Consider the following 11,776-nt stretch of genomic DNA (forward strand, 5'->3'; position numbering starts at 1 on the left):
ATAGTTATCGATTAAACAGGTCAATTCACAAACAAACCATTTTTGATAACCTTATTAAAAGAATGAGTAAACATCAACATGTTGGTTACAAGCAAATTAAACTAAGTACCTAACTTGACACCTCTAATAATTATAATGCAGGTTTTTTTACAAGTTTGCTTTTTAAAATTTTGATTAGAAGTAGTATTTAACATTACTAATATTTTCTATACTTTTAGGCAAAACTAAAAGAGAATGAAAAAACAGTATGTACTCCTAGTTGGATTGACTTTGTTATTCGTGAATAGTATATCTGCCCAATTCAGTGCTAAGAAAAAGGATTTTGTTAAATATGAAGGCCTTTATGATTTCTATTATGATGAAGCCACTGACAAAATCTACCTAGAAGTAGATAGTGTAGATAAGGAATTTTTATACGTATACTCTTTAAGTAGTGGCATCGGAAGTAATGATATAGGTTTAGACCGAGGTCAATTAGGGAATGAACAAGTAGTATACTTTAAGAGGGCTGGGAACAAGCTTCTGTTGGTACAGCCGAATTTGAAATATAGGGCTATTACAGATAATGAGCTAGAGCGTAAATCTGTAGAGCAGGCATTTGCAAAATCAATTTTATTTGGTTTTCCTATTGAAGAGGAAAAAAGTGGTACTTATATTATTGATATCACCGATTTTTTGATGCAAGATGCCCATGGTGTTTCAGAAACTCTTAAACGAACTGAGCAAGGTTCATACAGTTTAGATAAATCAAAAAGTGCCTTTGCCTTAGATAGAACAAAAGCATTCCCCAAGAATGTAGAATTTGATGTTACCTTAACTTTTAAGGGCGAACCAAAAGGAAGTTATATAAAAAGTGTAGCGCCTAACCCAAGCTTAGTAACGGTTGCCGAACACCATTCATTTATTGAATTACCAGACGATAATTACGAGAAGCGAGTGTTCGACCCAAGAAGTGGTTCGTATCCATTTTCCTATTATGATTATGCTACACCTGTAGAGTCTCCGATTCTAAAACAGTTCATTACAAGGCATCGGTTAACAAAGAAGAATCCTGATAAAGAAATAAGCGAAGCGGTTGAACCAATCATCTATTATTTAGATAATGGTACTCCAGAACCAGTTAGATCAGCTCTATTGGAGGGCGGTCGTTGGTGGAACCAAGCATTCGAGGCCATAGGATATAAAGATGCTTTTCAATTGATGATGTTGCCAGATGATGCCGATCCTTTAGATGTAAGGTACAATGTAATTCAATGGGTTCATCGATCTACCAGAGGATGGAGTTATGGAAGTAGTATTACAGACCCAAGAACAGGTGAAATTATAAAAGGCCATGTTAGCCTGGGGAGTTTGCGTATTCGACAAGATTTTCTAATCGCACAGGCGCTTATGAACAAACCTTTTGCAGATCGCGACGATAATTATCAACCGATGTTAGATATGGCTATAGCGCGTATTCGCCAGTTATCTGCTCATGAAATCGGACATACTATTGGGTTTGCTCATAATTATGCGGCCAGTACCACAGATAAAGCATCGGTAATGGATTACCCTCATCCACAATTTTCTTTGACTAACGGAAAAATAGATTTTTCAAAGGCGTATGAAACAGGAATAGGGGATTGGGATAAGGTTACAGTTGCTTATTCATATCAGAATTTTTCTAAAGATGAGGAAAAGGAAGGTCTGAATAATATCTTGGATAAAGCCAAAGTCGATGGTCTTCGTTATATCACCGATCAAGATGCTCGACCTCAGGGTAGCGCTCATGTATTGGCTCATTTGTGGGATAATGGTACTAGTGTTAGTAAAGAGTTGGATGCTATGTTGAACGTTCGTAAAATTGCAATTAAGAATTTTTCAGTAGATAATATTCAAAATGGTACACCTTATTCGGTATTAGAAGATGTCTTTGTTCCATTATATTTCTTTCATAGATACCAAACCGAAGCGGTAGCAAAGATTATCGGAGGATTGGAATATAACTATGCTGTAAAAGGAGATGGACAGGAAACTGTTGCAATTGCGGATAAAGCGTTGCAACAAGAAGCGTTGAAAAGTATTTTAACCACTTTGGATGCTAATGAAATTGCAATTCCAAAAGAGAAGCTTAATTTGTTCCCTCCAAGAGCTTTTGGCAATCCAAGAACTAGAGAGTCTATCAAAGGTAAAACAGGAGTGTCTTTTGATGCATTATCAGCTGTTGAAACTGCTTCAGATATGACATTGGTGTTTTTATTACATCCAGAGCGAGCTTCGAGACTGATTCAACAAAAGGCTATAGAGGTTAATAATTTGGGATTGGAAGAGGTGTTAAGTGAGTTGGTGTCAAAAACCATTAATGCAAAGCAAAAGGATGCCTATTTAAATGCAGTACAAACAAGTATCAACTTTAGGGTTTTATTTCATGTCATGAACTTGGCGGGCCATACCGAGGTGCATCCACAAGTAAATGCAATTGCTTCACAAAAATTACGAGAATTGAGCATGCAGTTTGTTAAAGACGCTGCAACTAATGCTATACACGCCGAAATGCTGAAAAGAATTAAAGAATTTAATGAACATCCAGAATTATTCAAGGTAATTCCTTCAACTCAAATTCCAGATGGGTCACCTATTGGAATGGGTTGTTTTCACTAATCTAAATTTATGAATTTTTATGAAAATAAATCTAATTAGCGATACGGTAACAAAACCTACGCCGGATATGTTAGATGCTATGATGTCGGCAGTCGTAGGGGATGATGTATTTAAAGAAGACCCTACCGTTAATGCATTAGAAGAAAAAGTAGCAAAACTTTTTGGTATGGAAGCCGCCTTATTCTTCCCAAGTGGCACCATGACGAACCAGACGGCCATAAAATTACATACCCAACCGGGCGAACAAGTAATATGTGATAAATATGCGCATATTTATAATTATGAAGGTGGTGGTGTTAGCTTTAATAGCGGTGTGTCCTGTAGATTAGTTGATGGTACTCGAGGTACAATGACTGCCGCCCAAGTGGAAGCCGTCATTAATCCACCAGACTTTTATCATAGTCCACTAACAACGTTAGTCTGTGTAGAGAATACGGCAAATAAAGGTGGTGGAACGTGTTGGGATTTTCAAGAGCTAAAGAAAATTAGAGAAGTCTGTGATAATAATAATTTAGGCTATCACTTAGATGGCGCTCGCTTATGGAATGCATTGGTTGAAAAGAATGAAACTACTATGCAGTATGGTCAGATGTTCGATACCATTAGTGTTTGTTTGAGTAAAGGCTTAGGTTGTCCTGTTGGCTCTTTACTTTTGGGAACAAAAGCGCATATGGATAAGGCGATTCGAATTCGTAAGATTTTTGGCGGGGGTATGCGTCAATCTGGGTTTTTAGCTGCTGCAGCTATTTATGCGTTGGATAATCATAGAGAGCGTTTAGCTGATGACCATAAAAAATCTAAGGAAATTGGCGACGCATTATCGACTCTATCATTTGTGAGTAAGGTAGAACCAATAGAGACTAATATTGTCATTTTTGAAATCGATGAATCGTTTATGACCAGTGCTGAATTTGTAGATAAGTTAGCAGAAAAGGGTATTTTAATTATAGGTATGGGTCAAGGCAAATTACGAATGGTTACCCATTTAGATTATACAGATGATATGCATGAAGAACTTTTGACGCAATTGGCCAAGTTTTAAATCTTATTTGAGTTCTGATTCAAGGGTGTTCGAAATATTTAAAATTCCGTTTTCCATACCTGCTTCAGAAGAATAAAGACCACTAGAACCAATAATTTCACCAAAAGAGTTTTTTAATTCGACTAAAAATTTACCCTCGGTGGTGGTTTTGCGTTCAAATAACTTGGCGTGAATTCCTTCGTTATTCTTAAGTACTTTTAAAGAGGATTCCATAGAACCTTTACTAGTGAAAGGAATACTCCTTAAGAGTATTTTTCCCATTGGTGACTTGACAAGGAAGCGGTATTTATCTTTCTTGGTCTGTTTAAATTCAATCATAGCAGTAATCTTTTAAACTAAAGATATGAAATTCACAAGAGATTTAAATTACTGCGATGACTTCATTATTTGAAAAGTGAATCCATGCCTGGTATATTGGGCATTCCTTCTTTTGCAACGGCCGCTAATTCGATTTCATTGACCTTAGTTGCGTTTTGTATGGCTTTGTTCAAGGTCAACACAAGGTAATCCTCCAATTGTTCTTTATCCGCCAAGAGACGATCGTCAATCGCTATTTTTTTTATTTCTCTATTGGCGGTAATAGTTACGGATACTAAATCATCGTTTGATTTTTCTTCTAGTGTTACCGTATCCAATCTTTTTTTCGTGTCTGCTACTTTTTGTTGGGTCTCTTTAAGTTTGCCCATCATTCCCATCATATCTCCAAACATAATTATTTTTTTAAATTTGTCAGCAAAAATAACAAAAACGAAACCTACTTTTTCTTTTTGGAAATCTAAATAGGCTTCTTTGAATTAGGCTTATTTTTGCCAACTTAATATATCAAAAAGTTTATGGTTCATAAAATAGCTCCAATTGCAAGGAAGATTCCAAAAGAATTGATTATTCATGACGACGTTCGGTTAGACAATTATTATTGGCTCAATGACAAGGAGAATAAAGAAGTCATTTCTTATTTAGAGGAGGAAAACACCTATTATGATGCCTTAACCGAACATACCAAAGAATTTCAAGAATCTTTATTTCATGAAATGAAGGGTAGAATTAAGGAAGATGATGCATCGGTTCCTTATAAACTTAATGGGTATTGGTATAGTACTCGTTATGAAATAGGAGGGGAGTATCCATTATATTCAAGATTTAAGGAGACTTTAGAGGCTTCTGAAGAAATTATCTTCAACGGAAATGAAATGGCCAAAGGGCATGATTATTTTAGTCTTGGAGGCATTGCAATAAGCCCTGATAATAAATTAGCAGCGTTTGGTGTAGACACTGTTTCTAGAAGGCAATATATCATGCAGATAAAAGACTTGGAAACAGGGGTTATATTTGATGATAAAATTGAGAATACTACAGGTGGTGGCGTATGGGCTAACGATAATAAAACCTTGTTCTATACTAGAAAAGACCCAGTAACACTTCGTTCAGATAAAATTTACAAGCATAAGTTGGGAACACCTACTTCTGAAGATGTGTTGATTTTTCATGAGAAGGATGATACCTTCAGTACCTTTATTTACCGCACCAAGTCAAAGAAATATTTGGTGATAGGGTCATTTAGTACTTTGACTTCTGAATTTCAGATTTTACCAACGGATAATCCTGATGGTGCGTTTGAAATATTTTCACCAAGAAAACGTGGTTTGGAGTATACTATTTTTCATTATGAAGATTGCTTCTATATATTGACCAATAAAGATAAAGCTGAAAATTTTAAGTTAATGCGAACCTTTGAAGGGAAAACTACGTCTGAAAATTGGCAGGAGTTTATTCCGCACCGAGAAGATGTGTTGTTAGAGGATATTGATATTTTCAAAGAGTATTATGTGCTTTCTGAGCGTGAAAATGGCCTTAATAAGATTCGAATTATCAGATGGGACGGAACAGGTGAGTATTTTTTACCCTTTAAAATAGAAACGTATACGGCGTATGTTGGTAGTAATCCCGATTTTAATACAGAGATTTTAAGATATTCCTACAATTCGATGTCCACCCCAAGTTCGGTTATCGATTTTAATATGAATACTAAGGAAAAGAACATAAAGAAGGAACAAGAAGTACTGGGGGGGTTATTTGATAAGGATAAATACACAGAACGTCGTATTTGGGCAAATGCAAGAGATGGAGAAAAAATACCTATGTCATTAGTGTATAGAAAAGATACTGTGTTAGATGAACGAACACCTGTTTTGCAGTATGCCTATGGATCGTATGGGGCAATTATAGATCCTTACTTTTCAACAGTACGATTAAGCTTATTAGATCGTGGGTTTGTATATGCCATTGCGCATATAAGAGGAGGAGAGTATTTAGGGCGTAGATGGTATGAAGACGGTAAGTTATTACAAAAGAAAAATACGTTTACTGATTATATAGATTGTTCTAAATATTTAATTGAACAAAAAATGACCAGTGCCGAGCATTTGTACGCCATGGGCGGGTCAGCAGGGGGGCTATTAATGGGGGCAATTATTAATATGGAACCGGACCTCTATAATGGTGTAATAGCTGCGGTGCCTTTTGTTGATGTTGTTACAACTATGTTAGATGATTCCATTCCACTTACCACTGGCGAATATGATGAGTGGGGTAATCCAAACGAAAAGGAGTATTATGATTATATGAAATCCTATTCTCCATATGATAACGTGGTCGCTCAGAAGTATCCTAATATGCTAGTAACTACGGGGCTACACGACTCTCAGGTGCAGTATTTTGAACCTGCTAAGTGGGTCGCAAAATTAAGGGAATTGAAAACTGATGCTCATCAATTGCTATTTAATATTAATATGGAGGCAGGCCATGGTGGAGCTTCTGGTAGGTTTGAAGCATTACACGAAGTAGCTAAAGAATATGCATTTCTTTTAGATTTAGAAGGAAAAATCGTGTAATTGAAAAAAAATAGTAGCTTTGCAACAGAAATTTTAACAAATTTTATTCTGAGTAATAACTAAACATTGATTCTCCTTATGAAAAATGAGATCAGGGCTTATAACAACATATTAGAGCTAGTTGGTAATACACCACTAGTTAAATTAAACAGAATTACTAAGGGTCTAACCGGTAATTTTTATGCCAAGGTAGAGTCTTTTAATCCAGGTCACTCTTCTAAGGATCGAATAGCGATTCACATTATTGAACAGGCTGAAAAAGCAGGCTTACTTACAGAAGATAGTACCATTATTGAGACTACATCCGGTAATACAGGTTTCAGCATTGCTATGGCAAGTATCATTAAAGGGTACGATTGTATTTTGGCGGTAAGTTCAAAATCTTCTCAAGATAAAATAGATATGCTTCGCTCAATGGGTGCAAAAGTATATGTATGTCCGGCACATGTTAGTGCAGACGATCCAAGATCTTACTATGAAGTTGCAAAAAGGCTACATAAAGAAACAAAAGGCTCCATCTATATCAATCAGTATTTCAATAAACTGAATATGGAGGCGCATTATAAATCTACTGGTCCTGAAATTTGGGAACAAACAGGGGGACAAATAACGCATTTGATTGCTTGTAGTGGTACGGGTGGTACTATTTCTGGTACTGCACGGTACTTAAAAGAACAAAATCCAAACATTAAAGTTATTGGAGTAGATGCTTTTGGTTCTGTATTGAAAAAATATCACGAAACTGGAAAATTAGATACCAATGAGATTTATCCATACCGTATAGAAGGTTTGGGTAAAAACTTGATTCCAGGTGCTACAGATTTTAAAATCATAGACGAATTTATAAAAGTGCCTGATGCAGAAAGTGCACATACCGCAAGAGAAATTTCCAAAACGGAAGGTATTTTTGCTGGATATACCTGTGGTGCTGTGATGCAGGCCATCAAACAATTGAACGAATTGAATACGTTTGATAAAAATAGTAATGTTGTTGCTATTTTTCCTGATCATGGATCTCGCTATATGAGTAAAATATATAGTGATCAATGGATGGAGGATCAAGGTTTTTTAAATACCAGTACGGTTGAGGAAACACAGCAAATTCAATTTATTAAATAAAAGGTATAGACGATAATATAAAAAAGTGGGTTTGCAGCCCACTTTTTTGCGTTGTAAATAATTATGAATCCTTATCAAAATTATTTACTTTTGCCAACAGAACCAAATTAAGCAATGAGAGACTTATTTGATAGAATTTTAGAGAATAAAGGCCCTTTGGGTAAATGGGCTTCACAAGCAGAAGGATATTTTGTCTTCCCCAAATTGGAAGGTCCCATTTCCAATAGAATGAAATTTCAAGGTAAAGAGGTTGTCACCTGGAGTATCAATGATTATTTAGGCTTGGCAAATCTTCCTGAAATTAAAAAGGTTGATGGAGAAGCAGCTGCAGAATATGGTGCTGCATATCCTATGGGTGCAAGAATGATGAGCGGTCATACTGAATTTCATGAGCAATTAGAGCAAGAATGTGCTGCGTTTGTAGATAAGGAGGCGGCATATTTATTAAATTTTGGTTACCAAGGTTTTATGTCTGTGATAGATGCTTTGGTGACGAAAGATGATATAATTGTTTATGATGTTGATTGCCACGCTTGTATTATTGATGGTGTACGTTTGCATATGGGCAAGCGATTTACTTTTGTCCACAATAATGTTGAGAGTCTAGAAAAAAACTTAGAGCGTGCCACTAAAATGGCAGATCAAACTGGTGGAGGTATTCTTGTGATTTCCGAAGGAGTTTTTGGAATGCGTGGAGAACAAGGTATTCTTAAAGAGATTGTAGCATTAAAGAAAAAATATAATTTTCGATTGTTAGTTGATGATGCACATGGTTTTGGAACTTTAGGTAAAACTGGAGCCGGAGCTGGACAGGAACAAGATGTTCAAGGTGATATTGATGTGTATTTGGCTACTTTTGCTAAATCAATGGCAAGTATTGGTGCTTTTGTAGCTGCTGACCAAGGAATTATTGACTACCTAAAATATAATCTACGTTCACAAATGTTCGCTAAATCATTACCAATGGTTTATGTGAAAGGAGCATTAAAGCGATTAGATATGTTACGTACCCAGCCAGAGCTTAAGGCTAAACTTTGGGAGAACGTAAATGCACTTCAAAACGGATTAAAAGAAAAAGGTTTTGATATTGGTACTACGACCAGTTGTGTAACTCCTGTTTATTTGAACGGTAGCATTCCTGAAGCAATGGCATTGGTAAAAGATCTTAGAGAAAATCATGGTATTTTCTGTTCGATTGTAGTTTATCCAGTAATTCCAAAAGGCCTTATTTTACTTCGTATGATACCAACGGCTACGCATACGTTACAAGATGTTGATGAAACTTTGACGGCATTTTCGGCTATTCGTGATCGCCTTGAGAATGGAACATATAAAAGACTATCTGCCGCTGTTGCAGCTGCAATGGGAGAATAATCCCAAGTCATTTTAAATTAATAAGCCCGGATTCATGTATGAATCCGGGCTTATTAATTATACTTAATTAAGTGATTTCTTGTACGTTCTTCTGCGCTTATACACTACTGGGTCAAAATGTTTCCACATTTGTTTAATAGCAATATTTTCTTCTAGTTCTGGAGTTCTATAGCACATTTCTATACCTTTTTCGGTAAAGGTCTTATGATATTCATTAAAAATGACAGCGGTAACCCCTTTATTTTGATATTCGGGATGAATACCAACGAGGTAAAAGATAACGTCTTTACTATTCTTTTTTGCTTTTAAAAGGTGGAACAATCCAAATGGGAATAATTTTCCATTCGCTTTCTGTAGTGCTTCTGAAAACGAAGGCATCACAATGGCAAAAGCAATTAATTTATCTTCCTTATCTTTTATGAATTTGATATATTCAGGATTAATAAAACTGATATATTTTTTCTTGAAATAAGCTTTCTGTATTTCGGTAATAGGAACAAATGAAGAAAGACTCGCATAAGTCTCATTGAAAAGATCGAACATTTCGTCAGCCATTGGCATAACTTCTTTAGTCTTTGTGAAATTAACTTCTTTTAATCCGTAACGTCTTTTTACCAAGTCGTTCAGTTTTGAAAAAAGTTTTGGATCTGCATTCTTTGCTGGAAATTTATTTTCCATGTATTCCTTCTCTTTTACAAAACCTAAATTTTCATAATGGTCTTTGTAGTAAGCGTGGTTGTACCATGTAATCATGGTGCCTATATGATCAAAACCTTCTACCAAAACACCTACTTTATCTAGATTGGAAAAACCTACAGGGCCTTCTATGTATTCTAGGTTGTTGTTCTTTCCAATTTCAGCTACTTTATCTAAAAGTGCCCTAGAAACATCTGGATTGTCTACAAAGTCAAACCAACCAAATCGCATCTTTTTAACGTTTTGTTGATATACCTCTAGGTGATTAATGACCCCAGCAACACGACCTACTATTTTTGATCCCTCAAAGGCAAGGAAAAACCATGCTTCAGCATCCTTAAATACAGGGTTTTTATCTTTATCAAAACTCTCCAATTCATCATTGATAATAGGCGGAACCCAATAATCATTGTTTTTGTAAAGTGAAAAGGGAAAAGTTACAAAGCGCTTTAAGTCTTGCTTTGTTTTTACTTCTTGTATAGTAATCATAATACTTCTTTAGAAGTATCAATATTAGGGATATTAATCAAAATAGGGAAGTAGGAACGAGCGAAATACAATTAACTTTTAAAACGTGTTAAAAGTCAATTTCGTTGGACTGCTTGTTCTTCTTTTTTTCTTTTTTCTTTAATTTTTTGAGTTGTTTTTTCGAAGGGCCTAAGTCTATATCTTCAGCGCCGTTACGCTTCTCCTTTTTCTTCATCATTGCATCCTTATCGATGGCGCCACCATTTTCGTCAGCCTTTTGATCTTCTATAGCTACTAAATCATCCTTATGAAAATCCATCCGATAAGAACCTCCTAAACCGATAAAAATGCGGGAAGGTGTATTTTTAAGACTTGCTCCCATATGAAAGTCGAACTGTAGATTTTCTTTAAGTAGATGGGCAATTCCCCCTCGTAGCAGCGCATCTGCATACCTGTCACTTTGAATGCCCTGGTGTTCTAAAAATACACTCCATTTAGGATTTCTAAAAGCGTGAGATAAGGAAATCAAATAACTTAATTCTGGGTCATCGGTTCCTATGCGGTCGTAAGCAGTGTTGGTAATCAATACAAACCGCGGAGTCAAGCGACTTTGAGTAGCAATCATTCCTCGATAGGATAGGGTAGGTTCCCCGACATAAAAAGGGTTGTCTCCAAGAACGAAATTTGCTCCACCGTATAATGAAACCGCTGGTAAAAGATTCTTGAACTGAAATTTATTATTTGCTCTCCAACTATATAAATTTGGCTTATTGGCTTCCTGATTCTTGAAAGGATCATAAACTAAATATTTAAGCCCTAACCGATTTCGTGAAAAGTCTCTTCGCTTGGCTAACAGATTAAAATTTGAATAGGTTATATCTTGATCTTGAAAAGTACCCTCGAAATTAAGCTCTAGTCGCTCAAATAATAAGCCATAGCGTAAAGAAATATCGGTACCCCAAATATCCGATTGGGTATTGAGAAGTGTATGATCACGTTGTTCGTAGAAAATACCTAATTCAGCTTGCACCACATTTTTACCGACGGCATATGCACTAACAGATAGACCGGGTCTATTGGAATTAATCACATCTGTATATTGTGAAATACCGACCCAAGGTAGAAATAGAAGAAGGCTTAATATGTGTTGATATGTTTTAGAGTAGGCAAATAGACTATTCATGAACGCGATTTTATATTTATTTTAATATTATGATTCTATTTATACAACGTGATAATTGTATTTTTGATATATATAAGTAGTAATAAATGGCTTTTTTAAAAACTATATTGATTATTCTTTTGGTGTATTACCTACTAAAATTCTTAGTAAAGTTATTTGCACCTAGAATTTTAAGCTACGCAGCTAAGAAAACTGAATCACATTTCAAGCAAGCTTTTGATAATCAACGTACTGCAAGCGAGGAAAAAGTAGGAGATGTCATTATAAATAAAAAGACTTCCAAGAAGAAAGGGGATTCTAAAAAAGTAGGTGAATACATTGATTTTGAAGAGCTAGACTAGTTATCTTTGAAAAAACACTACC

At 35.6% G+C, this 11,776-nt stretch carries 10 protein-coding genes and 1 pseudogene; 7 read left to right on the forward strand and 4 right to left on the reverse strand.

From position 1 onward, the window contains the following. The 3 genes and pseudogenes from ES765_RS22285 to ES765_RS09565 all read left to right on the forward strand — a co-directional run. A pseudogene (locus ES765_RS22285) lies at nucleotides 1–113 on the forward strand (IS1595 family transposase); the annotation flags it as partial. 121 nt (nucleotides 114–234) lie between these two features. After that, nucleotides 235–2,640, forward strand: a complete 2,406-nt coding sequence (locus tag ES765_RS09560; protein ID WP_138113608.1) for a zinc-dependent metalloprotease — start codon at nucleotides 235–237, stop codon at nucleotides 2,638–2,640. 19 nt (nucleotides 2,641–2,659) lie between these two features. Then, complete coding sequence (locus ES765_RS09565) at nucleotides 2,660–3,682, forward strand: threonine aldolase family protein (protein WP_138113610.1); 1,023 nt, start codon at nucleotides 2,660–2,662, stop codon at nucleotides 3,680–3,682. 3 nt (nucleotides 3,683–3,685) lie between these two features. On the opposite strand, the gene ES765_RS09570 is transcribed toward ES765_RS09565, so the two are convergent. Further along, nucleotides 3,686–4,000, reverse strand: a complete 315-nt coding sequence (locus tag ES765_RS09570) for a YegP family protein (RefSeq protein WP_138113612.1) — start codon at nucleotides 3,998–4,000, stop codon at nucleotides 3,686–3,688. A gap of 65 nt (nucleotides 4,001–4,065) precedes the next feature. Further along, nucleotides 4,066–4,392, reverse strand: coding sequence for a YbaB/EbfC family nucleoid-associated protein (locus ES765_RS09575; RefSeq protein WP_138113614.1), 327 nt, complete (start codon nucleotides 4,390–4,392; stop codon nucleotides 4,066–4,068). Nucleotides 4,393–4,515: 123 nt separating this feature from the next. Between ES765_RS09575 and ES765_RS09580 the strand changes: the two genes are divergently transcribed. From ES765_RS09580 to ES765_RS09590, 3 genes are all read left to right on the forward strand, one after another. Beyond that, the gene (locus tag ES765_RS09580; RefSeq protein ID WP_138113616.1) at nucleotides 4,516–6,573 is read left to right on the forward strand and encodes a S9 family peptidase; all 2,058 of its coding nucleotides are present in this window, start codon (nucleotides 4,516–4,518) and stop codon (nucleotides 6,571–6,573) included. A 78-nt stretch (nucleotides 6,574–6,651) separates the two neighbouring features. Continuing rightward, on the forward strand, nucleotides 6,652–7,692 hold the full coding sequence (locus ES765_RS09585) for a PLP-dependent cysteine synthase family protein (RefSeq protein ID WP_138113618.1): 1,041 nt from the start codon (nucleotides 6,652–6,654) through the stop codon (nucleotides 7,690–7,692). Between the two features lie 114 nt (nucleotides 7,693–7,806). Then, the gene (locus ES765_RS09590; RefSeq protein ID WP_138113620.1) at nucleotides 7,807–9,066 is read left to right on the forward strand and encodes an aminotransferase class I/II-fold pyridoxal phosphate-dependent enzyme; all 1,260 of its coding nucleotides are present in this window, start codon (nucleotides 7,807–7,809) and stop codon (nucleotides 9,064–9,066) included. A 63-nt stretch (nucleotides 9,067–9,129) separates the two neighbouring features. On the opposite strand, the gene ES765_RS09595 is transcribed toward ES765_RS09590, so the two are convergent. Together ES765_RS09595 and ES765_RS09600 are read right to left on the reverse strand one after the other, a co-directional pair. Then, nucleotides 9,130–10,251, reverse strand: coding sequence for a GTP cyclohydrolase (locus ES765_RS09595; protein WP_138113622.1), 1,122 nt, complete (start codon nucleotides 10,249–10,251; stop codon nucleotides 9,130–9,132). Between the two features lie 88 nt (nucleotides 10,252–10,339). Continuing rightward, complete coding sequence (locus ES765_RS09600) at nucleotides 10,340–11,413, reverse strand: transporter (protein WP_138113624.1); 1,074 nt, start codon at nucleotides 11,411–11,413, stop codon at nucleotides 10,340–10,342. Nucleotides 11,414–11,499: 86 nt separating this feature from the next. On the opposite strand from ES765_RS09600, the gene ES765_RS09605 reads away from it, so the two are divergent. Beyond that, nucleotides 11,500–11,754, forward strand: a complete 255-nt coding sequence (locus ES765_RS09605; protein ID WP_138113626.1) for a DUF4834 family protein — start codon at nucleotides 11,500–11,502, stop codon at nucleotides 11,752–11,754. Nucleotides 11,755–11,776: the final 22 nt, after the last annotated feature.

Source organism: Maribacter sp. ACAM166, from assembly GCF_005771495.1.
In the GTDB taxonomy this organism is placed as follows: Bacteria; Bacteroidota; Bacteroidia; order Flavobacteriales; family Flavobacteriaceae; genus Maribacter.